This is a genomic window from Candidatus Competibacteraceae bacterium (assembly GCA_016713505.1).
In the GTDB taxonomy this organism is placed as follows: domain Bacteria; phylum Pseudomonadota; class Gammaproteobacteria; order Competibacterales; family Competibacteraceae; genus Competibacter_A.
Genome location: JADJPA010000001.1, coordinates 1,479,833 through 1,506,811 on the forward strand (window position 1 = coordinate 1,479,833; position 26,979 = coordinate 1,506,811).

Here is a 26,979-nt window from a genome sequence, read left to right on the forward strand (position 1 = left end):
GAGACGATAACCGCAGCCTCAGCGCCCCACGTTGAAGGTCGTAACCGGCACCAATGAATTAGGCCGCACGGTGCCCTTGAAGACCGCTTCTTGCCGGCCCCGGCTCAACCGCACCTGAAACGGCGTTTCCAGGAGTTGTTCTTCATCCTTACGTGGCATATAGCGCACCAAGATCTGGTAAGTTCCCGCTCCGGCCTTGCCCGCGGACCAGAAGGCATTTTCCATCGGCCGGTCGCTCAGCTTGTCGCGCGCGGTGTTGGCGTCGACATCGAGCTTGCCGTCGCACTCGGTCGGCGCGCGAAAATCCAGTTGCTGGCCCGAGGGGCAACGCACCACCAAATCGAGGTCGCCACGGCTGTTCCACAGCAACGTCACCGTGATCTCGCCGCTGGCCGCCCCTGATTCGGACATGCGGCTGGCGAATTCCCGGCGCTCCTCGGCGGTCGGTTCGATTTTGACGGGAGGATGCGCCGCCAGTTCTCTTTGCAAGGTTTCCACCACCGCCGGATTGCGTTGCTCGGTCAGCACCTGTTCCAAGCTTTTCTCGGACGCCGGCGTCCGGTTCGGCGAGGCAAGGCCGGGCGCGGCGGCGGGCGGCGCGGCGCCCGGCGACCGACCGCTCTCCAGTGCCGGCGGCTGAGCGACAGCGGCCGTTTTCGCGCTGTCCTCCGCCCGAGGCTCGACTTCGACCACCGGCGGAACTGGCGGTAGTGCGGATGAAGGTTCGCTCGCCGGCGGACCCGGCACCAGGGAAGGCGAGGAGCCGACCGCTGGCGGACCCGGCGGCGTGGAGAATGAAGGGCCGCCCGTCTCTGGAGCCGGCGGTAGAGAGGTCGTCGCAGCTGATTCCCCGCGTTCGCCGGGCGCTGGAACGACAGACTCCACACCCTTCTGATTTTGCGCAACCGCACCCGCCGCAGTCAAATCGCGACCCGCAACATCACGGCCGTTCGCCCTGCCCGCCTCGACAGGCGTGGCAACGGAAGACGAACCGACCTGTTCGCCGTCGCGGGTAGGAGAGGCTCTATTCCATAGCCAATAAGCCGCCAGCAACAGCAGCAGCAAGAGCGCCAACAAAACGAGCCAGACCGTGCGGGAGCTCATGAAACGATCATTCAACAGCGCGGACCACGAAGAGCCTGAGGCTGAAGACGCTCCGGACACGATAGCGGGCGGTTCGCGCTGGATCGCTGGCGAGGCGAGCGACGCAGCCGCCCACCCGGCCTCGGTGGCGCTCTCGCGCCGCGCTCCGCCCGCCAAGCCAACGTCGTCTGCAAGCGGCGCAACCCCGACAGGCCCTTCAGAACCAGCGAGATCGGGAGCGGCCCAGGGCCCGTCGGCCATGAAACCCCAGCCTGTCAGCACCGGTTTATCCTCGACCAGAAAGATCTCGGCCGAGGGCGGCGCGTCGAGCACGGCGTTCAGAATAGTACCCAGATGGACCCGCCGCGCATCGTCGGACGCCTCGTAACGATCCGCCAGCTCGCGACCCTGGCGCAGCAGTTCGTCGACGCGAGCGAGCACCGCCTGACGCTGCTCGTCGGAAAGATCGGCCAACGCGATGGCTGTTTGGTCGGGGTCGGTATCCGCGTACCAATCGATGCGGTTCTTGCCGCGATCCACCACCGGTTCGGCCAACAACCAAGCGGCGTCCGGCCCCAGTTCAGCGGCGAGCACCGCCTGAATTTGCGGATACAGCGCATGCAAGGGTTGGCCGAATCCTCCAATTTCCCGCAAGCCCGCAAAGGTTCCACTGCTCAGGCGTAAGTTTCTATTCATCAAGATTTTTCCAACTAGCGCGGGGGTCCCGAAAGGCGCTCGGCTGTTACCGAGCGCCGGCCTCCGTTGAGCCTGTGGGACCTGAGGCGGCCGATTCGGTAAACCCGATATCGAGCCCACCGCCACCCAGCGTCAGTTCGACGCCCTTTTGCACGTTCTGCAAATAAAGCATCACACCCTTCTGGTTGCGCAAAACGGTGCCGCCGCCGCCCTGACCCACGGTAATCGCGCCTTCCAGCGCATAATAACGGCCGGGGAAATCGGCCAGCTCGCGCAAGCGATAAACCTGACCGACCGCATCCACCCGCGCGACGCCCAAGGTTCCCACTTTGACCCCCGACACCGAGAACCGATACTGGCGCTCCCCAAAGATCAGCTTGCCCTGACCTTTATTGAACCCGACCAACAAACCGTAAGAGGTGCTGGAAAATTCCAGCCGGGCATCCGGCCGGCCGTCCTGCGCCTGGGCCACACTCGTCCCGACGGCACACCAGACCAGCAAAATCACCCGTGCCAATCGCATCGGCTCACTCCAGTCATAAGCTCAAAAGCCGGGGTCTCAGGCCGGGGCCAGCGGTGAAAGTTCAACAGCATCTTCTCTAACTGGCGGGTGAGATCAACCTCCTTCCCACCGGCTTTAGCGCTGCGCGAACAGCCGTCCACCTGCCAAACCCCGACTTTATCATCCAGATTGACCTCTTTCCATTTGGGGTGGCCGGTCTGTCGAAGTTGGCCGATATTGGATCGGATGGCCTGGCCCAACGTCGCCAACTGTTGGCAACGGCGAACGAAATACGGATTCTGGTTGCCGGAAAAATCGAAGCTCATCAGTACCGCCTTGACCGCGATGGTCGCGACCTCGCCGGTCAACCATTCGTAATCGGCTTGACCGATCTTGGCGGGCTGGTACTCCTTGAGCAGGCGCGAGTCGTCCAACGGCACGAAATGCACGTTGGACAACATCGCGGCGAATTCGGGTTTGGTGATCAAATTGCCGACTTTGGTGAACAGACTGACCGGCTTGCCGGCCACGTAGAACATGGCGTCGGCCTCGTTCTTGAGCACGGCGGTCACCCCTTGCAGCGGTGGCAGGTTCAAAAGCTCGGCCGGCTTCGCGCCGGTCAGTTGCAATAGATTGGTGGCCGTCAACCAGGTTCCGCTGCCCGGCTCGCCCACCACCACTCGTTTTCCTTGTAAATCGTTGATCGACTGAATCGACTTGTTGGCGAACAGATGCACCTCCTCGTTGTAAAACGGGAAGATCAGCCGCAAGCGGCTGGCGACCCGGCGCAACTCTGGGTTTTCGGACCGGCTGAGGAACCCCAGCACATCGGATTGCACGATGCCGAACGTGGCGTTTTCCTTGCTGTTGATGCGCTTGATATTATCGATCGAGCCTTGGGAATCCTTGACCAGAATATCCAGCCCGGCGGACTTGGCGACCCCGGCGATATCGTTACCGAACTGGATGTAGGTTCCGGTCTTGGAGCCGGTCACCATGCCGAGCTGCTTGGCATCGCTCTCTTCGGCAAAGGCCGGCGAAAAGTTGAACCCGCTAGCCAGCGCTAACAGGCCGACGATCAGCGATCGCTTCATAAAAGGCTCCCAAACAAAATTAACAGGGTCGTTACGGTTTTTTAAGCCGAAATTCCGCGTTTGTCACGTCTAGGGCGACTTGGGCGGGCGCAACCGTCGTTCCAGCTCCTGCTGGGTCGGATCGAATTGCGATTTCAGTTCGTCTTCCAGGCTGCGGCTAGAACCGGAGCGGGAAGCAGAGTCCGGCGCGGGTTTTGCCGGTTGCTGACGTTCCACCGGAGCGACCGGGATCACCGGACGCGACACCGGCGCGGCCGGCGGTGGCGTGGTCGGTACCGGTACGGGCGACGGCGGCACCGGCGCGACGGGCGGTATTGAGGGGGCGGAGGTGTTAGGCGGCGGACGCACGGTCGGCACCGGTTCCGGGGCGGGTCTGGGCTCGGGGGCGGGTCTGGGCTCGGGGGCGGGAATCGGCTCCGGCGCCGGTTTGGGTTCCGGCGCCGGTTTGAACCGCGAGTTTGCTTGAGGGTTGACCGGCGCGGCTGGCGCGGCCGCTGGGCCCGAAACGCCGGCGGCCTCCGGCGCTTTTCCATTCCCCTGCTGGCTGAACCACCACCAACCCGCCGCCGCTAACGCCGCCAGCACCAAAAATCCCCACACCGCGCCCAACACCCCGGACCTACCGCGCTGAGGAGGGGCGGTCGGGCGGCGCGGTTCGAGCCGCCCGGATTCTGAAACCGCTGGTTCGGATTCCAGTCGCGGACGTTCGGCCTGAATCTGAGCTCCAGGATCACCCGGCGGCGACACCGGCTCCGCCCGCGAGCGCTCGCCGGCCGGACGAGACATCCCGTTCCCCGTTGCCGGTGGCACGAAGCGTCCCGGCGACTTACGGGTCGGTTCCTCGGCATCGCCGTCGATAGCCTCCAATGCTGGAGACGTCGTTTGGGAACGCTCCAATCCGCTGGCGGAATCCGGTGCTTTCGGTCTTCGCACCGGCGAAGACGCCAGTCGCGTCCTGTCATCGTCCACTGGTTCCAAGCCCGCGCCAAGCTCGGGAATCGGCATCTCTGGAAGAGCCAAATCCGCGCTTTTTATCTCCGGCATCGGCAGGGGTGGCGGCTGGGGCGCTGGGGGGATTGGGCGCGGCGCGGGGGCGGGATTGACGCGCGTGCCGCCGACCACCTTGCGTTCGGCGCTGGCGCTGTCTTCCTCAAGCTCTAATTGCAGCGGCCAGACGAACGTCACGGCGGCGGTTTCGGCCAAGCCCTGCCCGCGCACCGCCAACTGGTAGGGCATGTTTTCCAGTTGAAAGACGAGATCGGGAGAGATGGCGAATTTCAGGGCCTCGCCGCTGTACCACGCTTCCTCGGGTTGCAGCCAACACTCCGCACCCTGCCAACCCTCTGACCCGAGATGATTGGTCCCGTAACCGTGACGGCTCAGGGCGAATTCAAACGTTTCCAGGCCACGCGGCAAGCCATTGAGCGTAACGATGGCATGTCCCAAGGGGCGGGTGGGGTCTTCCGATACGCGAACCGAAAGCGCAGCCATCAACAGCCTCCAGAAATCAGTGGTCGAGCTATCTTATCCATGTCAATCCATACCCGCTGCTTCACTTGAAACAGGTGCGTCGCACGATCGGCAAGGCGCGAGGCCAACCGCCGAAATCCGTTTCAAGCCGCCGTCCGCAGGCGCGCCAGCAAGTCGCCCAAGCGGCGGTTGGCGGCGAGATCCACGTCCCGGCCGTCGCGGTTGCGGGCGTTGCGCTCCACCAGATCGAGAAAAGCCCTGATCCAATCGGTATAGTAATCTTGATCGTAAGTGGACTGTTGCTCGCTCAGCCGCGGGCCGCCGCGTGGCACCGGCCGCGGCGGGAATACCGGCCGGGGGCCGCTTTCCAGGGCCAGTTGCGGTCGCTGCTCCAGCGCCAGCGCATCATAGCCCAAATAATCCACGTAACCGTTCAACAGATTGGCGGTCAGTCGGGCCGGCAGCGCCACGATCTGTTCGAACTTCATGCGAAACCCGGTCACTTGCCGCACCAGTTGCTCGATCCGCTCCTCCAGCTTCAAGCGCTGCGCGCCGTCGATCAGCTCCTTGACGAATTCGGCCATGCTGGGTTCCGGCACCCGGTAGTATTCGCACAGCGGTTTGTTCCCGCTCAAGTCCTGCAAGTCGCGCATCCACTCCGCCACCGCCTCGCGGGCGAACAAACTGGCATCGTCCTTGCGGGTCGTCTCGGCCGGCCCGCCGGCGGGCGCGCTCAGACCGAGCACGGCCTTCATCTTGCCGGTGTCCACCGCCGTACCGATGGTCGGCGCGCCGATAGCCTGCTTTTCATCCGGTAGCCGGGTTTCGATCCGGTAATAAATCCCTTCCAGCTCGTCGCCGTCGGCTTGCAGCGCCCGCAGCAATTCACCGAAGCGCTGTTCGCCGGCGCAGTCGATCAGCTTGCCGGCCACCTGCTGCGCCGCCGTCCGCCGCTTCTCCAGCTCCTGTTCCGGGTTGTCGCTGACGTAATAATGCCCCATCCGTTCGAGCATTTGCTCGCGCAGTCGCGTCACTTGTCCCGCCAGTTGGTTGCGCTTGAGTTCGGGATTGCACAGCGGGCGCAGATGTTCGGCCAGATAGCTGATGCCGCCGTCATTCAAGGCAAACCCGGCTTCCCACGCCCGTTCGGGATCTTGAAAATGGGCGCTGGCGGCGGCGTCTTTCAGGAATGCGTCCTTGAAGGCGGCGATCCGCTTGCGCTCGCCGGGCCGCACGCCGAGCTCGCGGCCTTCCTCGTCGTAGTCGAAGATGTTCTTGGCCTTGAAATTGGGGTTGCGCAGCCAGAAAGTATTGCGAAACACCCCCTGCTGGTCCCACTGGCGCGGCCATTCGTGCTGTTTGCCGAAGAAGTTGAGCAAGGAGCTTTCCAAGCGGGTGATCCAGCGGCTTTCCGGCGAGCGCTCGCCGGCCTTCTCCTCGAATTCCATATCGAATTTGGTCAGTACCAAGAACAACGCGGTCGGTTGTTGCGAGCGTTGCTCCGGGGTGGTGCCGTGGGTGCTGGCGATCCAGTCGTAGACCATTTCCGGCAGGGTTTTGACTTCCTGATTGCTGGGGCCGATGCACAGCAACATGCTGGTCAATTCCTGTTCGGCGCAGTAGCGCTCGAACAGATACGCCACCTTGCCGCGCAGAAACAGGCTTTGCAAGGCGTCCGGACCTTGCAGGAACTCCGGCAGCTCCTTGATCTGCTCGCGGGAACGCGCGCCGGGGAAATCCAGCAAGTCGGTGTGCTGGAAGAAATCCCAAGGCTGCTCGCTGATGACGATGCGCAGCTCGGCGATCAGCGCCGTCACTTCATTGCGCGGCAGGGTCACCCGCGCGCCGTCCGCGCCGATCAGCGTCAGGGTCTGACCGCCGCCGGTTCCCAGGCCCTTCAGCGTCTGCACGTCGATGATGCTCTGCTCGCGCGGCAGCAGCGCTTCCAGGCCGGCGCAGGCGTCGCCGGCGAAATTCAAGCCTTGCAATCCCGCGTACAGGCGCGCGTAAAGCTGGCTGAAGGCGTCCACCCCGCCCCAGATCACGCCGAACAGCGTGGCGCGCTCCTGAATCGCCAACCGGGGCGCCAGCTGCGCCGCTCGCTCCCAATAGCCGTGGCGCAGCAGGCGCACCCGCTCCTGCCCTTTGAAATACCGCTCGAAATACGCCTGCAAATCGTAAACATCGTCGGCGGTGAGCGGATCGACCGGCCGGGCTTGCGCCGCCGGAGCCAGTTTGTTCAGGAATTCGTCCAACTGAAGCTGCGTGAGCAGTTCGTCCTCGCTGTGGTCGCAGTCGGCGTAATAGGTGTTACCGAGGATTTTGACCAGATCGGTTTGAGTCAGCAGCCGCATTTGCACCGGCGCGGCGGGCGGCGCTCCAGAGTCCGGTTGCAAGGTAAAGCGGGTCACCAGCCCGGTGGACTCGCGGCCACCTTCCGGGTTGATGTCGCGGATGAAATCGATGTTCTGACCGGCGAATTCGGCCAGCAGCGGCGCGGTTCCCTTACGGGCCAGCGCCGAAATCAGATACGACTTGCCGGACTGGCTGGGGCCGAACACCCCGGCGCACATCGGCCGGCGCCCCGCTTGCTCCAGGCGGCGGCTCTGCGCGGCGAAGCGGCGAAATTCCTTGACCAGTCCGGCTTTTTCTTGAGCGACCCGCTCGGAGTTCTCCTCCAACCAAGTCAGAAAGTCGGAGCCGACCTGCTCCAGATTGCGGCAGGTCGCGCTGAGGGCATCGGTGGCGGTCATGGCGGGTTCGCATCAGTGGCTTGCTTCATGCGTCGATTGTAGCGCAGCCGACGGCGGGCTGTCCGGATGGAAGATTCAGCCAGCGCGCGACAAATTCGTCTTCCGGCAGCGGCGGGCTGAAGTTATAGCCCTGGCCCACCCGGCAGCCTTCCCGCAGTAAAAAGTTGACTTGCTCGATCGATTCCACGCCCTCGGCGACCACGTTTAACCCCAGGCTGCCCGCCAAGGCGATGATGGTGCGCACGATGGCTTCGTTGTTGGCGTCGCAGCCGATGTCCATGACAAAGGAGCGGTCGATTTTGAGCGTGTGGAGCGGCAACCGCTTCAGGTAGGCCAGGGACGAATAACCGGTCCCAAAATCGTCCACCGACAGCGGCACTCCGAGCGCGCGCAGTTCCTCGACGAAGCGGATCACCTCCTCGCCCTTGGCGATGAACGATTCGGTGAGTTCCATTTCCAGGCAATCGGCCGGCAGCCCGGTTTCGGCCAACACGCTGGCGATCAAGCCGATCATGTCGCCCCGTTCGATCTGCTTGATGGACAGGTTGACCGAAAGCCTGGGAACGACATGGCCCAACGCGCGCCAAGCGCTCACCTTGGCGCACGCTTCTCGCAGCACCCATTCTCCCAAGGCGGTGATGAAGCCGGTTTCCTCAGCCAGCGGGATGAACTTCACGGGGGGGATCAAGCCCAGCTCGGGATGGCGCCAGCGCACCAGCGCCTCCATGCCGACCAACGCCCCGCTGGCCAAATCCACCTGCGGTTGGAAATAGACCAAGAGTTCGCGGTTTTGAATCGAACGGCGCAGCGTGGCTTCAAGCCGCAAGCGCTCGGCCCCGGACTTGGTCATTTCGGGCGCGTAGCACGCATAATTGTTCCGCCCCTTGGCCTTGGTGCGATACATCGCCGCATCCGCATTCTTGACCAATTCACGGACTTCCGCGCCGTCGGCCGGATAAAAGCTGATTCCGATGCTGGCGGAAATATGAATTTCGTGCTCGGCCAATGAGAAGGGGCGCGCGAACACCGCCAGCAATTTTTGCGCGACCATGACGGCGTCCGTCACCTCGTGAACATCCTCCACCAACAAGGCGAACTCATCCCCGCCCAACCGGGCCAGGGTGTCGCTGGCGCGGATCGCTTTCCGAAATTTCCGGGCCGTGCCGCGCAGCAACTGATCGCCTATCTGGTGGCCCAAGGTGTCGTTGACATCCTTGAAGCGATCCAGATCGATGAACATGACCGCCAGTTGGCCGCCGTCGCGCGCCGCGCGGTCGATGGCGTGCGTCAGCCGATCGTTGAATAAAACGCGGTTGGGCAAGCCGGTCAACGGATCGTGATGGGCGAGAAACGACAGTTGTCGCTCGGCGTCCTTTTGCACCGAGATATCCGAAAATACGCCCACGTAATGCGTCAAACGGCCTTCGGCATCCCGAACCATGTTGATCGACAGCAGCTCTGGAAACTCATCGCCGCTCTTGCGGCGGTTCCAGATTTCGCCGCGCCACTTGCCGTTCTGTTGGATGGCTTTCCACATCTGGTCGTAAAACTCGGACGTCTGCCGGCCGGAATTGAGCAAGCGGGGATTTTTTCCGAGCACTTCTTGCTCGGTGTAGCCGGTGATCTCGGTAAACGCGCGATTGATCGCCAGGATCGCCTGGTCGGCGCTGGTGATCATGATGCCCTCGACCGTGCTCTCAAAGACGCTCGCGGCCAGTTGCGCGCGTTCCTGGTCGCGCCGCTGCTCGGTCAGATCGGTGCAGATCCACACGCTCCCTTCGTGCGGGTTACCCGCTTCAACGGCCTTGCCGTTTAAAGAACCCCGGAACCGGCTGCCGTCCTTGCGCTTGAACCAGCCTTCTTCGAGGTACGACTCGCCCCGGGCCAGCGCGGTATACGCCCGCTGGCCGATTTCCTGATAAAACTCCTCCGTCGGATACATGATTTTCGTCGATTGGCCCAGCATTTCCTCCGCGTCGTAACCGAACAATTCCTCGAAACGACGGTTGCAGCGGGTGATGATCCGCTGCTTGATCAAGACGATGCCGACCGAGACGTTATCCAGCAGCGCCTCCCGTTGCGCCAGCAAGGCTTTGAGCCGGGCCTCATCGGCCTTGCGCTGGGTGATGTCGCGAGCGACCGAGAGCACGGCTTGGCCTTCAGCGAGCGTGATGCTGCGGGTGGTGACCTCGACCTCGACGGCGGAGCCGTCCAGTCGCACATAGCGTTGCTCCACGGCGGGCAATGCGAACGAGCCATCAGCGCTTCCCAGCTTTTTCAACCGCTCCGCGGCGATCGAGTGAAAATCTGGATGCACCAACGCCTTCCAAGGCCGTTCCAGCAGTTGCTCTTCACGCTCGGCGCCGAACAGCCGCAGCGCCGAACGGTTAGCCATCGTCATTCTTTCGTCGCGATGCACGAAAATCGCGTCGGGCGACGAGTCCAACAACACCCGATAGCGTTCTTCGCTCTGCTTTAGCGCCGCGGTGGCGCGCTTGGCATCGTCGATGTCGCGAACCAGTTCGTTAAAACTCTCGACGAGCTGACCGACCTCATCAGCGCCGGTCGCCGGCAAAGCCGTCAGCGGCCGTTGTCCGGCGGTCATTTCGCGCAGCGCCGCCGTGGTTTCCCGCAGCGGTCGGAGCCAGCGACCGACCACCACCGCCGCCAGCCAGGGAACGATCAGCGACAAAACCAGCGCCGCAATCAGGATTGCGTTCTGTAGCGCCGCTGTCGGCGCGAAGGCAATCGCCACCGGCAGGGTGATGACCGCAAACCAGCCGGTCGCCGAAATGCGCTGGCCCGACGACAACTCCTCGATATTGCGAGAATTCGTCGCGATCCCGGAACCTTCGTAGCCCGCCATGTAGCGATCGTGCATCTTGTTGACACCAGCCGCTGGGATCGGCTGGAAAATACGGCCGGTATCGGTGGCTGCGAGGAAACGGCCGGCGCGGGGATCGATGACCAGCACGCCGCCCGACTCGACCTTATACGTCGCGATAGTCTGGCCGAGATAATTGTCGCTATCTAGGTAGGTGAGGCCGATCAGCACGCCGACCACTTGCTGGGCGTCATCCACGATGGGCGCGCTCATGGAAATCAGGGGTCGTTCGGACAGACTACCTGACCGCGCCCTGTTGACGGCCGGCTGTCGGTGCTCCAGCACGGTCTGGAAATCCTCGTATTGCGCGACGTTCAAACCGATGCGTCCCGACAAGTGCGGCCAGTCGGCCAGACACACCCCTTGGTGGTCCAGCACGAAAAAGCCCCCGTTGAACAGGGTGCCGACCGCAAGATTGTCCTGCAAAAATGTATTGATCCGCGCGGGCTCGCCCATCAGGCGTTGCTGGCTGAGACTTTTCGCCAACTCGCCGAGCGCCCGCAGGCGCAGCTGCGTTTCCCGATCGATGCTGGCGGCGATCACCGAAACGGCCGAACGCTGTTGCGCGAACACCAGATGCTCTAAATCCTGCCGCACTTTCAGGTTGAAATACCCGACTAGCCCCCAAATGACGGCGAGCAGCATGGCGAGCACGAAAAACGGAAACTTTACGGTCAGACGCAAAACCCGACGAGGCACGTTGAGCAGTCTCCTCTGTCAAACGTAGTGGCAGTCGAATCCATCGGATATCGGGTTAGTCAAAAAAGTCGTATGAACATTGTTCGTTAAGTATAGCTAAGGAAACTCTACTCACCTAGTAAAGACGCCGATTACCATCAATGCCGCGACGATCACCAACACGATCGCCAGCAGCTTCATCCGACGCTCATAGGCCTTGCGATCCACCCTGGTACCCAGCAGCACGGTGCCGTCAGCCGCGAGCACAACCAGTTCGTTGCCGCGCGTCAAGTGATGGCTATAAAGCTGGACCTCCATGCCTTGGGGCGACAACGGCCGAGCAAACCGCTCGAAGACCGCATGAATCGGTCCTTCGACCGGCGACTGCAACGCCACCAAACGGCCGGTGCAAGCCGGTTTCATGGGCATCAACCGAACCGTCCGCGGCAGGCCGTTCAACAGTAATTGATTTGCCACGCCGAGCTTGCGTGACGACCGGCGGTCCACGTACCACATCAGCCCACCGGCCAGGGTGACCGCCGGTATCAATAGCAGACCTATCAATCCCAGCGTTAATAGATCGCCAAGCGTCTGGCCGGTCAGGGCGGAGACCATGGCAACCAGCAGCAGCCCCCCCATACCCAGAAAGAGCCACAGACTCAGCAGGCGCAAGCGCCGTCGGTAAACCACCGCCCGTTTTTGCAGGCTCGGATGCAAAAACGGCGTGGAGCCTTCAGCCATGACAGCGCAGGCGCTCAACGGCGTGGCGCGTCGCCGGAGCGCGCCGAAATCGAGAAAATGCCGGTGTCCAGCCAGTAACCATATTCATCCTTTAGGGTCTGCAATTTCAGCAACACCACCCCGCCCGGCTGCTGGTTGCCGCCAGCATCCGTCACCGTGATGACCTTGAAATCCAGATCGACGTTTTCGTCGGTGGCACGCTCCAGCGTGACTTTGAGCGGCAGCGCCTTGGTGCGCGCATCTTGCGGATGGGCGAACGTGACCCGATATAACGGCGTGGCCGGCCAGCGCTCCACGCCCAACTGCCGAAACCCGAGAAACACCGGCGCGTAGAAGTCGAAGGTCGCTTCCGGCAGCCGGGTTTTGCGATCTTCCAATTCCAGATTGGCGAACAGCACATTTTCCTGTTTCAGCCGTCCGGTCTGTTCCAGCACGCCGACGAATCGGGCGGTGGATTTCATGCCCAATTCGCGGCTGCGCAGGTTGAATTTGTACAACTGGCCTTCCGACAGCGCGCAGACCATCGCGCCGACCGCCGCCGTGGTCTTGGGATCGGTCAGCCGGCCGCTGACCGAGCGGAACGGATACCAGTCACCCACTCGATAAGTGTGCAGGCTGACGATGCGATCCGGCGGGGCCGGCAGTTTCGCCAGAATCGCCGCCCGCACCGCCGGCAAGCGACAGGGCCGCCCCGAAATCAGCAGATAGTCGCAATCGTAAAGGTGTACCACTTCGCACAGATCGCTCAGCACCTGACCGAGAATGCGGCGCACCGTGGTGTCCAGCGCCAGCATGGTGGTGGAAAACGGCACTTCCGCCAGCTTGAAATTCTGCCCGCCGGCGGCCCGCACCGCCTCTTCCAGAAAGGCCACGACCTGCTGGTGCGGCCCGCCGCCGGCCGGGTAGACATCGGCCAACCGCAGCGTCACCGCCTCGTTGCCGGCGCTGAGATCGGTATTCTCATACCGGTGCAGCAATTCCAAGGCCAGCGGCAAGGCCACCTGATTGGCGAACTGGCGGCGCAAGGTGCGATCGCGTTCGGCCTGATCGCCCCGATTCGCCCCTAGCAGCCGCGCCAGCAATTCGTCCGCATTGGCCGCGCCGCACTGGCGGATAGCCTCCAACAGCGCCGGCAACACGTTGCGCTCGATGATTCCGCCCAACACGTCGTCGCCGGCGATGTTGAAGCCTTCGCGGAATTCCTGAATCGGCTTGACCGCCGTGCCGCCTTCCAGCTGATAGGTGGTGATGATCAGGTCGCTGGTGCCGCCGCCGATGTCGATGCTGGCCAACCGCAGACAGGGCAAGTCACCGTAATTCTCGCGCACCCGCCCGAAGACCCGGAACAACAGCGCGGCGTCGCCCTGAAAATTGTGTTTGATCTCGTTGTACAGAAACACGATCTGGGTGCCGGTCGCCTCGTCCCACTGTAGAAACGGCTCCGGGGCCTGGCCCTCGTCCAAGCCCAACGCCCGCCAAGTCAGCCGGATCGCGGTGCCGACCCGGCGGGCGAACAGCTTGCGCTCGGCCAGCGGCATGGCGGTCGGCAACGTCATGATCACCCGCCGCAGCCGGCGCGGCGCTTCGGACAACACTCGCTCGTAACGGCGCGAGGGCGAATTGGCCTGGACGAAGGCTTGCAGCAAGACCTCGGCGACGAAGAAGCTCATCAGGGCGCTGCGCGAGAACAACGCGGTCACCGCCGGCGGTTCGCCCGGCGCCAGTTCCTCGCCGTCCTCGCGCAGATGGCCGATAAACGGCCCGGTGGTGACCGGACCGCTGTCGCCGCCGAACCCGTCAGGCCCCGGATTGAAGCGCCAGGGATGATGGCGGGGATCGGTGTCCCATAAATAGCGCTTGGGACCGGACAAGCCGGTGCTGCCCTCGGTGCCGTGGCTGAAATAGGACAGGGCCTGGGCTTCGTAGCCGATGCGGGTCACGGTCGGCCACAAGAAGGCGCTGGTCCGGCCGCTGCGCCGCGAGAGCTTTTCATCGCCGAAGCCGCCGCGCACGAATTCGACCCGACTGGGAAACGGTTCGTCATAAACTCGCTCCGGCCGCGACAGGTCGCGCAGTTCCAGCCGGTAGCTGTCGTTCATATCCACCGGATCGTCGCCGCTGGTTTCCATCAGAATGCCGCAGGTGCGGGAGTTGCCGACATCCAGCACCAGATCGACATTGACCGGCTGGTTGAGCCGGGCGGTCGGTCCGCTGTCGACGAAGGTGAAGCGCAGGCGCGGCGGCCGCACTGCCCGGCGCAGCAAGGTTAGCACGGTCAGCCACGCGGCCTGAGCGTCGGGGTTGGCGCGCAGTTCGGCCTCGTCCACCCGGCGCGGCGCGCGGCGACGCAGTTCGTAGGCGTGGAAACGCTGGTGCAGCCATTCTCGCACCCATTCCTGTTCCAGAAACCAGCCGGTATCCGCTTCGGCGTCGCTCAGGGCGAATTCCTCACCGGATTGCATGTCCAGCGGGCTGGGCGCGAGATAGGGCCGGCCTTCGCGAGTCGGTAGCAGTTGGGTGTCGAACGCCAGGGTGACGCGGTGCGTGTTGCCTTCGGCATCGGGCGCTGGCAATTCCACCAGCCGCGCCCGCGCCCAGTTGGTCGGCCCTTTGTCGAAGGTATGCTGACCGTCCGGGCGCGGCTCCCGCACGCGCGGAAACGGCAGCGGCAGCCAAGCCTCGTTGAAAATGGTGGCGGCCTTGGTCGCGTTGAGCGAGTAGACCTGTTCCGGCTTGATCGGCCGACCGTCCTGGGCCACGAACTGACCGCTGGCGTCGTCGGCATACAGGCAGGTCAGAATCGCGCGGCCGTCCGCGCCGGTCTGGGTCAGAAACGCCCGCGACACCCGCGCGTCGTTGATATTGAACCCGAAATCCAGCAATTGGACGGCGGTGTTCGGAATGAGGTTGATGACCGGAGCAAATTTCTTGAGTTTCGCCAGCATGATCCTTGCCTCCTGTATAGGGGATCATTCTGGCGCAGCGGTTTGGTTACGGCAACTTTGTCCCCGCTAAAGCGCCGGCAGAATTTTAGACGGGCCGAAAGGGCCGGCCCCAGTCCCGCTCATTCCTGGCGGCGACCGGAGCAGCCCCGCGCCTGCAAGGGCAATGGCAACGTAGCCCTAAGCCCTTACTTGAGCTTGGCGCGACCCAGGCGCTTCGCGTTCGCCACCGCGCGCTTGTGAACCGGCGTCATCCCCTTTTCGATGATGCCCAAAACCGCTTGGTTGGCCTGACGGACGACAGACTTGGCGGCTTTCTGGCTAGTGGCGCCCGGCGACCACAACGACGACAGCAGCGCAAGGCCGATTTTCTGGTTGGCCTGAAACGCTTGTGCGGCCATGGCGCCCCAGGATTCAGCGAACGCCGCCACCTTTTCCGCGCCCATCACCTGAAACTCCTTGCGATCGCGCGCGGAGGGCGTCACGCCAGCCCGCGCCATCCGGGTAAGGCGATGTGCGATGACCTGAGGCGCGGCCAGCGCCAGTTCAGTCGTTTTACGGGCGACGGCGCGGCTTTGGCTGGCGCGGCGCTTGGGCATGGTTTATCTCTCCTGAGAGGCTTACGGGAACAAACGGACGCAAGGACTGCAAGCGCTGTCCATATCAAGGCAACGTGCGCAGCTTCGGCTCGCGCGCCCACTGCCGGGTCTTGGCGGCGTCCACGAACGCCTTGGCGTCGCTGGCTTTGACCACCCCCGCATCGGCCTGAATCCCGGCGGCTTGCAACACCGCTTGCGCGCCGGCGTCGGCGGCGATGGCCTTGAGATGGCCGAAGGCGTCACGCACCCAGTCCACGGCGGCCGCTTCCTTGGCCAGACGCTGGCCGGCGTCGTTTGCGAGCACCAGCGCCACGGCGTCGAACACGACAGACGGCGTGCCGGCCAGTTGGCCGTCGGCCTTGAGGGTCTTGCCGTCGGCCAATTTGGCTCCACCGACCTTGGGCGCGACGATCTTGACCTTCGCCCCGGCCTGCTCGACGGCTTTGCGCAAGCCGTCCACCGCCGCGCCGTCCGAACCGTCGTCCACCAAAATACCGACTGCCCGACCGTTGAGGATGGCTTTCATCTTGCCGACGATTTGCAGCGCGGGCGAGGGTTTCATGTCGGTCACCGGCGCGGCGGGCGCGGGCGCGGGCGGCAGCGGCGATAGGCCCAGACCGTCGGCCACGCGCTGGGCCAGTGATGGGTCGATATTGACCAAATGGCCGACCACGCGCTCGCGCACGGCTTCGGTTTGCACCTTGGACAATTCGAACACTAGGGCCGCCGCCATGTGCGCCTGCTCGATGTCGGTTTGGCTGCGATAAAACAGCCGGGCCTGACTGTAATGATCGGCGAAGCTTTCGGCGCGAATCCGGCCTTTCTGGCCGTCGTCGGCCTGGGCGAAGCTCTTGAATCCGTTCGGTGTTTCGCGCGGCGAATCGGCTTGCAGGGAACTCGGCTCGTAATTGACCCGGCCCTTGGGCGCGCCCATCTGCATGTGGCCGTCGCGCTGGAGGTTGTGGAACGGACACTTGGGCGCGTTGACCGGAATCTGATGGAAATTGGGCGAGCCGAGGCGCGAGAGCTGGGTGTCCAAATAGGAGAACAACCGGCCTTGCAGCAGCGGGTCGTTGGAGAAGTCGATGCCGGGCACGATGTTGGCCGGACAAAAGGCCACCTGTTCGGTCTCGGCGAAGAAGTTGTCGGGATTGCGATCCAGCACCATGCGCCCGATCACCTTCAGCGGAATCAGTTCTTCTGGGATCAGCTTGGTGGGATCGAGATGGTCAAACGGCAGTTTGGCGGCGTCTTCCTCGCCGAACAACTGCACCGCGAATTCCCATTCCGGGTAGTCGCCGGCGTCGATGGCCTCATGGAGATCGCGGCGGTGAAAATCGGGATCGGCTCCGGCCAGCTTGACCGCCTCATCCCACACGGTGGATTGCAGGCCCAGCTTCGGTCGCCAGTGGAATTTGACGAAGGTGGATTTGCCTTGGGCGTCGAGCAGACGGAAGGTGTTGACGCCGAAGCCTTCGATCATCCGCAGCGAGCGCGGGATGGTGCGGTCGCTCATCGCCCACATCACCGTGTGCATCGACTCCGGCATCAGCGAGATGAAATCCCAGAAGGTGTCGTGGGCGCTGGCTGCTTGCGGAAAGCCGCGATCCGGCTCCATCTTGACCGAATGGATCAAATCCGGAAATTTGAGCGCGTCTTGAATGAAAAACACCGGGATATTGTTGCCGACGATATCCCAATTGCCTTCCACCGTGTAGAACTTCACCGCGAAGCCGCGCACGTCGCGCGGGGTGTCGACCGAACCGGCCCCGCCGGCGACCGTGGAGAAGCGGCAAAACACCGGCGTTTTCTTGCCGACCTCGGTCAGCACTTTGGCGGTGGTGTATTGCGAGAGCGATTCAGTCAGTTCGAAAAAGCCGTGCGCGGCCGAACCGCGCGCGTGGACGATGCGTTCGGGAATCCGCTCGTGGTCGAAATGGGTGATCTTCTCGCGGAGGATGAAATCCTCCAACAGCGTCGGCCCGCGTGGGGTCGCGCGCAACGAATTCTGATTGTCGGAGATCGGGATGCCTTGATTGGTGGTCAGCGCAGGATGTGAACCGCCGGCCCGTTGGTGGAGCTCGCCGCCTCGACCGGCTTGGTCCGCAGGATTACCAGCCTTGGCAGCGTTCGAGGCATTCATGGGTTTCGAGTCGTGGGTGCTCATGGTTTTTCCAGTGATTAGCCTTGTGAAATCGCATCAGAGCGGTTTAACCCCAGCGCGTGCCGTCCCGACATAAAGCTGGCGTGGACGGTCGCGGCTCTAGCTTGGTACGCACCGCTACCGGCAAAGTTCATTTCCATGCCAGGTTATTGCTCAAGACCCTTCGATAACCGCGTCCTATTGCCACAAGCTGAAGCACGAGCGCTGAAATCGATGGCATAGCGCGAAAAAATTCACATTGTTATTTTGGGAAAGAGCAAGGCGCCGCCGATAGCATAGAGCAAGGCCGGCAATAGATTGCCCACCCGAATCCGAGCGATCTCCAGCAGATTGATGCCGATTCCCAAGATCAACAGCCCGCCGGCGGCATTGATGGCATCCAGCACTACCGGCTGCGACAGAAACGCCAGTTGTCCCGCTAACAGGGTAATTCCGCCCTGCACCACCAGCACCGGCAAGGCGGAGAACAACACGCCAACGCCCATCGACGACGCCAAGGCGATGGAAGCGACCCCATCCAGCAGCGATTTCAGCAACAGCACGCTGGGATCGCCGACCGTGCCATCCCGAATCGAACCGACGATGGTCATGGCGCCGGTCAGATACAGTAAGGTGGCGGTTACGAAGCCTTCGACAAAGCGCCCCGAGGTGGAACGCAGCTTCCGACGCAGGACTTCGGCCAGCCCTTCCAGGCGCTGCTCGATCCGCAGCAGCTCGCCGGTGATGCCGCCCAACAGCAAACAACCGATGGCCAGCAAGGTGTGTTGGGCATCCAATGCCATGCGCAGGCCGATGGCGACCACCGCCAGACCCAGCGCTTGCATCACGATGGTTTTGATGCTTTCCGGCAGGCGGGGACCGACCGTCAGGCCGACCGCGCCACCGACCACGACCGCACCCGTGTTGACCAACGTACCGATCACTGTTCCCTCCCGCGAAAGCGTTGCTTGTTTCCCGTCATCTCACTCATCCCAACAGCATCTTGACGCCAACGACCGCCAGGAAGACAGCGAAGATCTTTTTCAACATTTCGGTGGGCAAGGTATGGGCGAGTTTTGCGCCCAGCGGCGCGAACAACATGCTGGTCACCGCGACCCCGAGCAAGGCCGGGCCGTAAACATAACCCAAGCTCCACGCCGGTAAGTCAGGCGCGTTCAGGCCGGTGACGACGAAACCGAGCGCTCCGGCCAGCGCGATGGGCAGGCCGCACGCCGCCGAGGTCGCCACCGCCTGCCGGATCGGTACGTTGCACCAGGACAGAAACGGCACGGTCAGCGATCCCCCGCCGATGCCGACGATGGCCGAGACCACGCCGATCACCCCGCCAGCGGCCAGCATCCCAGTTGTTTCAGGCAGATCGCGATGCGGCGCCGGCTTGGCGCCAAAGGCCATTTGCACGGACATGAGCAACACGAAAACGGCGAACACTTTCTGCAAGGCGAAGCTGGACAAGGCATCGGCGACCGCCGCGCCCAGCCACGCCCCGATGATGATGCCGGGCGTCAACCGCCAAACGGTCGCCCACAGCACCGCGCCTCGCTGGTGGTGAGCGCGCACCGAGGAGATGGAGGTGACGATGATGGTGGCCAACGAGGTGCCGATAGCCAAATGCATGAGGGCGGTTTCGGCGATTTGCTGATGCTGGAAAATCCAGGCCAACGCCGGGACGATGATCAGTCCGCCACCCACGCCGAGCAGACCGGCCATGACGCCGGCAAAGGCCCCCAACAGCAAATAGAACAACAGAGTCGGTAAAATGAGTTCCAAGATCGGACTATCCTAAATCTGGTAAGCGGTTTCAAAGAGAAATCCACGGCTTGGATATGGTAAATTCCACCATCGAAAATCGCCGTGCGCGGTCGCGCGAAACGGTTATTGTAAAGACGGACGACCGGGTATGTCCTCCGTCCTGATTCGCGATTTCGTCATTTCCCCCGCTTCAGGCGAAAAAAGAACAGTGAGGAACAGACAAGGGTATGAAAATTCAAAAGATCTGTGTGTTGGGTGGAACGGGTTTCGTCGGCCGGCACCTCGTCGCGCGCCTGGCGAACCAGGGATATCAAGTCAAGGTTCTGACCCGTCACCCGCAGCGGCATCGGCCTATCGGGGTGCTGCCGGGCGCTGAGGTGGTCGGAGCGGACGTTCACGATTCCACGGTTCTTCTGGAACACTTCTCCGGCTGCGACGCCGTGATTAACTTGGTGGCGACATTGCACGAGCACGCGCGCCAGAGCTTTCGGGCGGTCCATGTCGACTTGCCCGGCAAAATCGTGGAAGTCTGCCAGACGGCGGGCATCAAGCGCCTGCTGCACATGAGCGCCTTGCGCGCCGATGCCGCCAAAGGCCCGAGCCAATACCTCTTTACGAAAGGCGAAGGCGAACAGGTGGTCATGCAAGCCCAAGGGCTGAACGCCACCTGCTTCAAGCCGTCGATCATCTTCGCGCCCGACGACCATTTCTACAATCAGTTCGGCGACATGCTAAAGCTGTTTCCCGTGCTGCCGCTGGCCTGCCCGAACGCCAAGTTTGCGCCAGTTTACGTGGGTGATGTGGCCCGCGCCTTCGAAGTAGCGTTGGAAAATGACGCGACCATCGGCAAGAGTTACGAATTGTGCGGGCCGCGCGTCTATACCTTCAGGGAAGTGGTGGAGGATACCGCCCGGATGCTCGGTTTGAAACGGCGGGTGCTCGGCCTGCCGGATTCGCTGGCGCGCCTGCAAGCCAAGCTCTTTGGTTTGTTGCCGGTGAAAGTCTTCACCACCGACAACTATCTTTCCCTTCAGGTGGATAGCGTTTGTACTACTAACGGTCTGGAAGAGCTGGGAATCACGCCGCACTCGGTCGAGAGCCTCATGCCGATGCACTTTGCCAGCCAAACCCAGCGCCGCCGTTACGATGCCTTGCGGCAGATCGCCAGTCGCGATTGAATTTCAAAGCCTACAGAGCGGCGGATAAGCCGAAAGGGTGAAACCGGAGGCCGTTTCGCGCCAATCAGCTTTATCCGCTGCAATGTTCTAGCAGCGTTTGTTGAGGTTTATTTTCTCGGCGTAAGCGAACAAGGCGGGAATGCCGCCCGTATGCCAAAACAGCACCTTGGCTTTTTTATCGATCGCGCCAGTCCGTATCAAATCGATCAAACCACCCATAGCCCGTCCGGTGTAAACAGGGTCCAACAAGATGCCTTCTGCTTGCGCGACTAAAGATAACGCTTCGTTTTCCAAGTCGCCCACGATGCCGTAACCTTCACCGACATAATTGGAATTCAGAATCAGTTCTTGTTCGGTAAAATCGCTGCTTACGCTAACCTGAGCGGCAGTACGATTGGCAAGAGCGATGATATGCTGGCTGAATGGCATTCCATCTGTTTCATCCTTGTCGATATTAATACCGATCAACTGAAACTTCTTATTCAGTAATTTCTTCCCGACCATGAGGCCCGCTTGGGTTCCTCCAGAACTCGATGCAAACACGATATGGGAAAATGGCTCACTTTTGGCTTGTGACTCCAGTTCTTCCAAAGCGGCGATAAAAGCGATAGCGCCCAGCTCGTTAGAGCCTCCGTACGGCACGATATAAGGTTTCTTTCCCGACACTTTCAATTGGTCGGCGATTTTCGGGATATCTTCACCCTTACGGTTGTTTCCGGCCCAATGAACATGACAACCTAAAAGCTTATCCAACAGCAGGTTGCCTTGGGTTCGATCAGGCTCTTCACCGCCTAAAACCAAATGGCATTCCATCCCTGAATAAGCGGCGGCGGCGGCCGTCTGCCGACAATGATTGGATTGCGATGCTCCCGCCGTAATCACGGCGTCACACCCTTGGATCAAGGCATCCCCAAGCAGATATTCGAGTTTTCTGGTTTTATTGCCCCCCAGCGCAAGCCCCGTCATGTCATCGCGTTTCATGAATATTTTTGGGCCGCCGAGAATCTTGCCGAGGCGAGATAGCTCGACTAGCGGCGTCGGAAAGAAGCCAAGGGATTTTTTGGGGAGAGCACTCATGCTACTTGTTTCAAAACTCATTTTGATAGAGCCTTCTCGCGCAGCTTGCGGTTTAGAGAGGTCAGGCGTTATCCGAACTCGTAACTCCTCACGAATCACCCGTTTTAAGATAGCCTCAATCGCTTAGGCTGAATGGTTTGTTTCAAGGCTTCATTGAAAAGAGTCTGGGCTACCGCTCCAACACCGACCCTAGAAATCGTCCGGTATGACTTTCCGCATGACGGGCGATCTCTTCGGGCGTACCCACTGCGACCACCTCCCCGCCCCCACCGCCGCCCTCAGGCCCTAAATCAATAATCCAGTCGGCGGTTTTGATCACGTCCAGATTGTGCTCGATGACGACGATGGTATTGCCGCGATCCCGCAATTCGTGCAGCACCTTCAATAACTGCTCAATGTCATGGAAATGCAGCCCCGTGGTCGGTTCGTCCAGAATATAAAGCGTCTGGCCGGTGTCGCGTTTGGATAATTCACGCGCCAGCTTCACCCGCTGCGCCTCGCCGCCGGACAGCGTAGTGGCGTTTTGGCCGAGTTTGATGTAGCTCAAACCCACGGCGTCTAGCGTTTGTAATTTACGCGCCACCACCGGCACCGCCTGATAAAACGTCAGCGCGTCCTCGACGGTCATCTCCAGTACGTCGTGGATATTGCGGCCCTTGTAGCGGATATCCAGCGTTTCTCGGTTGTAACGTTGGCCCTTGCACACGTCGCACGGCACGTAAATATCGGGCAGAAAGTGCATCGCCACCTGAATCACGCCGTCGCCCTGACAGGCTTCGCAGCGCCCGCCCTTGACGTTGAAGCTGAACCGGCCCGGCTGATAGCCGCGCGAGCGCGATTCCGGTACACCGGCGAACAATTCCCGAATTGGGGTAAACAATCCGGTATAGGTCGCCGGATTGGAGCGCGGGGTGCGGCCGATGGGGCTTTGGTCGATGTTCACCACCTTATCCAACTGCTCCAACCCCAGCAGATCGCGGCACGGCGCGGGCGATTCGTTGGCGTTGTTCAAATCGCGGGCGGCGTAGCGATACAGCGTGTCATTGATCAGCGTGGATTTGCCGGAACCGGAGACGCCGGTAATGCAGGTCAGCAGTCCCAGCGGAATCTCCACCGACAGATTTTTCAGATTGTTACCGCCGGCCCCGACAATCCGCAGTTGCTTGCCGGGATTGACGGGCGTGCGCTTGTCCGGCAGCGCAATCCGCCGCTGGCCGCCGAGATACGCGCCGGTCAGTGACTCAGGATGGGCGACAATCTCGGCCGGGGTGCCTTGAGCCACCACCCGCCCGCCGTGGACGCCCGCGCCCGGCCCCATGTCCACCACCTGATCGGCGGTGCGGATGGCATCCTCGTCGTGTTCGACCACGATGACGGTATTGCCGAGATCGCGCAGCCGCAGCAGGCTGGCCAGCAGTCGGGCATTGTCGCGCTGGTGCAGGCCGATGGAGGGTTCATCCAACACGTACATCACGCCCACCAGCCCCGCCCCGATTTGCGAAGCCAGCCGGATGCGCTGGGCCTCGCCGCCGGACAGGGTGTCGGCACTGCGCTCCAGCGTCAGGTAATCCAGCCCGACATTGACCAGAAAATTCAGCCGCTCGCCGATTTCCTTGACGATTTTAACGGCGATTTCCCCGCGTCGGCCCGGCAGGGCTAATTGCGCAAAAAAGTCGCGAGCCGTCCCAATGGGCAAGCCGACGACTTCCGGTACACTGCGACCGGCGACAAAGACATGGCGGGCGGAACGGGTCAACCGCGCGCCCTGACAGGTCGGACACGGTTGGCTACTCAGATATTTCGCCAGTTCGTCGCGCACCTGATTCGACTCGGTTTCCCGATAGCGGCGCTGCATGTTGGGAATGACACCCTCGAACGGATGGCGACGCTGGTAGCTTTCGCCCTTACTATTCTGGTAATCGAAATCGAGCGCCTCGCTGCCGCTGCCGTGCAGGATGAGTTTACGAACATGCTCCGGCAATTCCTGAAACGGCGTGTCCACCTCAAAACGGAAATGTCGGGCCAGTGCTTTAATCAACTGGAAATAATGGAAATTATCGCGATCCCAGCCGCGCACTGCGCCCCGCGCCAGACTGAGATGGGGGTGCGCCACTACCCGCTCGGCATCGAAATACTGCTTGACCCCTAACCCGTCGCACTCGCCGCACGCCCCGACCGGATTGTTGAAGGAAAACAGGCGCGGCTCCAGCTCGCTCAGGCTGTAACCGCACACCGGACAGGAAAAACCGGCGGAAAATAACAGCTCGTCCCGTTCCGGCCCGTCCAAAAACGCGATGCGGGCAATGCCGTCGGCCAGCCTCAACGCGGTCTCGAAGGATTCGGCCAGCCGCAATCCCAGATCATCGCGCACCTTAAAGCGATCCACTACCACTTCAATGGTGTGCTTGCGGCGCAAATCCAACGGCGGCGGGCTGTCCAACTCCACCACCTCGCCGTCGATGCGGGCGCGGACGAAACCCTGTGCCTGCAACTCCTGCAACAGCTTCACATGCTCGCCCTTACGTTCCTTCACCACCGGGGCGAGCAGCATCAACCGGCTTTCCGCCGGCAGCGCCAACACCTGATCGACCATCTGGCCGACGGTCTGCGCGTCGAGGTCGATGCCGTGATCCGGACAGCGTGGAATCCCGGCCCGCGCGTACAGCAAGCGTAGATAGTCGTAAATCTCGGTGATGGTGCCGACCGTGGAGCGGGGATTGTGCGAGGTCGATTTCTGCTCGATGGAGATGGCGGGCGACAAGCCTTCGATGTGATCCACATCCGGTTTTTCCATCAACGACAGAAACTGCCGGGCGTAAGCCGACAGCGATTCAACATAGCGGCGCTGGCCTTCGGCGTACAAGGTATCGAAGGCCAGCGAGGATTTACCGGAACCGGACAGGCCGGTGATGACGATCAACCGGTCGCGTGGCAGATCGAGGTCGATGTTCTGGAGATTGTGGGTGCGAGCGCCACGGATCTTGATGGTGTCCATGCGAAAAACCGAGCTGACCAGATGCGAAGGGCGCCATGATAACGCCCCATCGCTTGCGAGCGTTTGCTATCCGATCCAATTTCATCATGGGTCCCGATTAAGGGCATAACGGGCATCAGGGAACCGCCATCCGCTCCCTTGCAGTTGGGCTAGGCGTCGCCTCGGCCACACAATCGGTCTCGATCTCCACCAACCAAGCCGGGTCGATAAAACGGCTTACTTCGACAAAGGTACAGGCCGGCCGTATGTCAGAAAACACCTCACCGTGAGCGCGGGCGGCTTCATGCCAGCGAGAGATGTCAGTGAGCATAATCCGCGTTCTCAGGACGCTGGCCAACGACAAACCGGCGTCGGCAACGGCTTGCTGAATGATCTCCAGACAGCGCTTGGTCTGGCCGTACACATCACCAGGCGCGGCAACCCCACCATCGGGCGCTATCGGCGCGGTGCCCGCCACGGCCACTAGGGAACCTACGCGAACAGCGCGCGAAAATCCAATTTGTGCTTCAAATGGAGAACCTGAGCTAATCAGTTTGCGCATGAATCGACCTTTTTAAAATGAAAATAATAGGAAAGAACCGCTGTTAACGAACAACGTATCCCCTAAGGTTTTGGCGCAGCTTTCTTGCCAACGGAATGCAACATTTACCCATGATTCGGTGGATTCGATCAAGGGGCTCGCCAGATCGCTTTCTTGCACCATGTGCCTCAGGCCAGTACGCGCCGGGTGTGGCAATACGAGCTGCTCAGTTGCGCCGGCTTCTTCCCGCGCGCGTCAAGGGCAACTCTGGCAACTGGTGCCGAGCGAGCGCCAACGGTCGACGATTTATCGTTCGGTTCGCTGAAACTCGCCCCAACTTGTTGCTTTGCTTCAAACCTTCCCGCTTCTCGAACCGGTTTGACCAATCCCGCGCGCCGTGCGCCTGGGTAGAGTAGTATTGTCTTCTTTGGGCAAATGAAGCGATAAGGGGACAGCAGACGGCATGAAAGCAGGCGATTTGATGGGTGAGGGAATGACCGCCGACGAACGCCGGGCGGCGTTTTGGCTTGCCGGCGTGTTCTCGCTGCGGATGTTGGGGCTATTCATGATCCTACCGGTATTCGCGCTCTACGCCGAACATCTGCGCGGCAACACTCCGGCGCTGGCGGGACTCGCCATCGGCATCTACGGCTTCAGTCAGGCTCTGTTTCAGATCCCTTTTGGCTTTCTGTCCGACCGTTACGGCCGCAAGCGGATGATCTATCTCGGCCTGCTGATCTTCGCCGCCGGCAGCGTGGTCGCGGCGCTGGCCGATTCGATTTACGGCGTGATTCTGGGCCGCGCCTTGCAAGGCGGCGGCGCGGTATCGGCGGCGGTGATGGCGCTGGCGGCCGATCTGACCCGCGAGGAGCATCGAATCAAGGTGATGGCGGTCATCGGCGTCACCATCGGCATCTCGTTTGCCGCCTCGATGATCCTGGGGCCGGTGTTGAACGGCTGGGTCGGCGTACCGGGTATTTTCTGGCTGACCGGGCTGCTGGCGCTGCTCAGCATCGCCGTGGTGCGGTTTCGAGTACCCGATCCGCAGGCCAGCCGCATTCACCGCGACGCCGAACCCGTCGCTTCCCAGTTCGGTCGGGTACTGTTCGACGGTCAGTTGCTGCGACTTAATTTCGGCATTTTTACCTTGCACATGCTGCTGACCGCCACCTTCGTCGCGGTGCCGCTGGCCTTGCGCGACGCGGGGCTCGCCAGCGACCGGCACTGGGAGGTTTACTTGCCGGCGTTGCTGTTCTCCATGGTGGTCATGGTGCCGTTCATCATCGTGGCGGAAAAGTATCGCCGGTTGAAACCGGTGTTTATCGGCGCGGTTCTGATCCTAGCCCTGGCCGAGTTTGGCCTGTTGAACCTGCACGATACGGTGCTGGAAATGGCGGTGTTGCTGCTGGTTTTCTTCTCCGCTTTCAATTTACTGGAAGCCACCTTGCCGTCTCTAATCGCCAAAATGGCCCCGCCCGATGCCAAGGGTACGGCGATGGGCGTTTATTCCAGCAGCCAGTTTTTGGGCGCGTTCGCCGGTGGCGCGCTCGGCGGCTGGCTGCGTGGGCTGCTCGGTTTGAAAGGGGTGTTCGCCTTTACCACCATCGGCGCGCTGGCTTGGCTGCTCGTGGCCTGGACCATGACGAACCCCCGCTCTCTCAGCAGCTATCTGCTTAATGTCGGCGCTCTGGACGAAGTCCGAGCGCGGCGGCTGGCCCTGCGGCTGGGCGAGGTTCCAGGGGTGGCGGAAGCCGTGGTCGTCGCGGCGGAAGGAGTCGCTTATCTCAAGGTGGACCGTCAGGCACTGGATGAACCGGCGCTCAAGGCATTAGCGGCCGCCGAAAGCTGAGCGGC

The 26,979-nt window shown here is 61.8% G+C and carries 17 protein-coding genes; 2 read left to right on the plus strand and 15 right to left on the minus strand.

What is annotated here, in order from left to right; all coding sequences use genetic code 11:
* Positions 1 to 18: 18 nt before the first annotated feature.
* The 12 genes from IPK09_06795 to IPK09_06850 all read right to left on the minus strand — a co-directional run bounded on the left by IPK09_06795 (position 19) and on the right by IPK09_06850 (position 19,364).
* Entirely contained in the window at positions 19 to 1,779 is a 1,761-nt protein-coding gene (locus IPK09_06795; GenBank protein MBK7983319.1) for a hypothetical protein, read from the minus strand.
* Positions 1,780 to 1,825: 46 nt separating this feature from the next.
* Positions 1,826 to 2,302 (minus strand): hypothetical protein, encoded by a 477-nt coding sequence (locus IPK09_06800; GenBank protein MBK7983320.1) that lies wholly within the window; start codon positions 2,300 to 2,302, stop codon positions 1,826 to 1,828.
* Positions 2,284 to 3,375: a TAXI family TRAP transporter solute-binding subunit gene (locus IPK09_06805; protein MBK7983321.1), complete on the minus strand. Its 1,092-nt coding sequence runs from the start codon at positions 3,373 to 3,375 to the stop codon at positions 2,284 to 2,286. Before IPK09_06805 ends, IPK09_06800 begins: the two co-directional genes overlap by 19 nt.
* 69 nt (positions 3,376 to 3,444) lie before the next feature.
* Positions 3,445 to 4,866 (minus strand): hypothetical protein, encoded by a 1,422-nt coding sequence (locus tag IPK09_06810; protein ID MBK7983322.1) that lies wholly within the window; start codon positions 4,864 to 4,866, stop codon positions 3,445 to 3,447.
* A 122-nt stretch (positions 4,867 to 4,988) separates the two neighbouring features.
* Positions 4,989 to 7,598 (minus strand): type III effector HopL1, encoded by a 2,610-nt coding sequence (locus IPK09_06815; GenBank protein ID MBK7983323.1) that lies wholly within the window; start codon positions 7,596 to 7,598, stop codon positions 4,989 to 4,991.
* A 25-nt stretch (positions 7,599 to 7,623) separates the two neighbouring features.
* Positions 7,624 to 11,181, minus strand: a complete 3,558-nt coding sequence (locus tag IPK09_06820) for an EAL domain-containing protein (protein MBK7983324.1) — start codon at positions 11,179 to 11,181, stop codon at positions 7,624 to 7,626.
* Between the two features lie 111 nt (positions 11,182 to 11,292).
* Positions 11,293 to 11,901, minus strand: a complete 609-nt coding sequence (locus IPK09_06825; protein ID MBK7983325.1) for a hypothetical protein — start codon at positions 11,899 to 11,901, stop codon at positions 11,293 to 11,295.
* 14 nt (positions 11,902 to 11,915) lie between these two features.
* Positions 11,916 to 14,846, minus strand: coding sequence for a virulence factor SrfB (locus IPK09_06830; GenBank protein ID MBK7983326.1), 2,931 nt, complete (start codon positions 14,844 to 14,846; stop codon positions 11,916 to 11,918).
* A 185-nt stretch (positions 14,847 to 15,031) separates the two neighbouring features.
* Positions 15,032 to 15,442, minus strand: coding sequence for a hypothetical protein (locus tag IPK09_06835; GenBank protein MBK7983327.1), 411 nt, complete (start codon positions 15,440 to 15,442; stop codon positions 15,032 to 15,034).
* 64 nt (positions 15,443 to 15,506) lie between these two features.
* A complete protein-coding gene (locus IPK09_06840) occupies positions 15,507 to 17,609 on the minus strand; it encodes a catalase (protein ID MBK7983328.1) in 2,103 nt (700 codons plus the stop codon).
* A gap of 230 nt (positions 17,610 to 17,839) precedes the next feature.
* Positions 17,840 to 18,529, minus strand: a complete 690-nt coding sequence (locus IPK09_06845; GenBank protein MBK7983329.1) for a DUF554 domain-containing protein — start codon at positions 18,527 to 18,529, stop codon at positions 17,840 to 17,842.
* A gap of 43 nt (positions 18,530 to 18,572) precedes the next feature.
* The gene (locus IPK09_06850; protein MBK7983330.1) at positions 18,573 to 19,364 is read right to left on the minus strand and encodes a sulfite exporter TauE/SafE family protein; all 792 of its coding nucleotides are present in this window, start codon (positions 19,362 to 19,364) and stop codon (positions 18,573 to 18,575) included.
* A 218-nt stretch (positions 19,365 to 19,582) separates the two neighbouring features.
* Here IPK09_06850 and IPK09_06855 point away from each other — a divergent pair, with 218 nt between their 5' ends.
* The gene (locus tag IPK09_06855) at positions 19,583 to 20,533 is read left to right on the plus strand and encodes a complex I NDUFA9 subunit family protein (protein ID MBK7983331.1); all 951 of its coding nucleotides are present in this window, start codon (positions 19,583 to 19,585) and stop codon (positions 20,531 to 20,533) included.
* A gap of 87 nt (positions 20,534 to 20,620) precedes the next feature.
* On the opposite strand, the gene IPK09_06860 is transcribed toward IPK09_06855, so the two are convergent.
* From IPK09_06860 to IPK09_06870, 3 genes are all read right to left on the minus strand, one after another.
* Positions 20,621 to 21,631, minus strand: coding sequence for a D-cysteine desulfhydrase family protein (locus IPK09_06860; GenBank protein ID MBK7983332.1), 1,011 nt, complete (start codon positions 21,629 to 21,631; stop codon positions 20,621 to 20,623).
* Positions 21,632 to 21,779: 148 nt separating this feature from the next.
* Positions 21,780 to 24,605: an excinuclease ABC subunit UvrA gene (gene uvrA, locus IPK09_06865; GenBank protein ID MBK7983333.1), complete on the minus strand. Its 2,826-nt coding sequence runs from the start codon at positions 24,603 to 24,605 to the stop codon at positions 21,780 to 21,782.
* A gap of 115 nt (positions 24,606 to 24,720) precedes the next feature.
* The gene (locus tag IPK09_06870; protein MBK7983334.1) at positions 24,721 to 25,146 is read right to left on the minus strand and encodes a RidA family protein; all 426 of its coding nucleotides are present in this window, start codon (positions 25,144 to 25,146) and stop codon (positions 24,721 to 24,723) included.
* Between the two features lie 442 nt (positions 25,147 to 25,588).
* On the opposite strand from IPK09_06870, the gene IPK09_06875 reads away from it, so the two are divergent.
* Positions 25,589 to 26,974, plus strand: a complete 1,386-nt coding sequence (locus IPK09_06875; protein MBK7983335.1) for an MFS transporter — start codon at positions 25,589 to 25,591, stop codon at positions 26,972 to 26,974.
* Positions 26,975 to 26,979: the final 5 nt, after the last annotated feature.

Bases quoted from the DNA above. Each gene is read 5' to 3' on its own strand.
- IPK09_06795 (MBK7983319.1), bottom strand. From the start codon at position 1,779: ATGAATAGAAACTTACGCCTGAGCAGTGGAACCTTTGCGGGCTTGCGG.
- IPK09_06800 (MBK7983320.1), bottom strand. From the start codon at position 2,302: ATGCGATTGGCACGGGTGATTTTGCTGGTCTGGTGTGCCGTCGGGACG.
- IPK09_06805 (MBK7983321.1), bottom strand. From the start codon at position 3,375: ATGAAGCGATCGCTGATCGTCGGCCTGTTAGCGCTGGCTAGCGGGTTC.
- IPK09_06810 (MBK7983322.1), bottom strand. From the start codon at position 4,866: ATGGCTGCGCTTTCGGTTCGCGTATCGGAAGACCCCACCCGCCCCTTG.
- IPK09_06815 (MBK7983323.1), bottom strand. From the start codon at position 7,598: ATGACCGCCACCGATGCCCTCAGCGCGACCTGCCGCAATCTGGAGCAG.
- IPK09_06825 (MBK7983325.1), bottom strand. From the start codon at position 11,901: ATGGCTGAAGGCTCCACGCCGTTTTTGCATCCGAGCCTGCAAAAACGG.
- IPK09_06830 (MBK7983326.1), bottom strand. From the start codon at position 14,846: ATGCTGGCGAAACTCAAGAAATTTGCTCCGGTCATCAACCTCATTCCG.
- IPK09_06835 (MBK7983327.1), bottom strand. From the start codon at position 15,442: ATGCCCAAGCGCCGCGCCAGCCAAAGCCGCGCCGTCGCCCGTAAAACG.
- IPK09_06840 (MBK7983328.1), bottom strand. From the start codon at position 17,609: ATGAGCACCCACGACTCGAAACCCATGAATGCCTCGAACGCTGCCAAG.
- IPK09_06855 (MBK7983331.1), top strand. From the start codon at position 19,583: ATGAAAATTCAAAAGATCTGTGTGTTGGGTGGAACGGGTTTCGTCGGC.
- IPK09_06860 (MBK7983332.1), bottom strand. From the start codon at position 21,631: ATGAGTTTTGAAACAAGTAGCATGAGTGCTCTCCCCAAAAAATCCCTT.
- uvrA (MBK7983333.1), bottom strand. From the start codon at position 24,605: ATGGACACCATCAAGATCCGTGGCGCTCGCACCCACAATCTCCAGAAC.
- IPK09_06870 (MBK7983334.1), bottom strand. From the start codon at position 25,146: ATGCGCAAACTGATTAGCTCAGGTTCTCCATTTGAAGCACAAATTGGA.
- IPK09_06875 (MBK7983335.1), top strand. From the start codon at position 25,589: ATGAAAGCAGGCGATTTGATGGGTGAGGGAATGACCGCCGACGAACGC.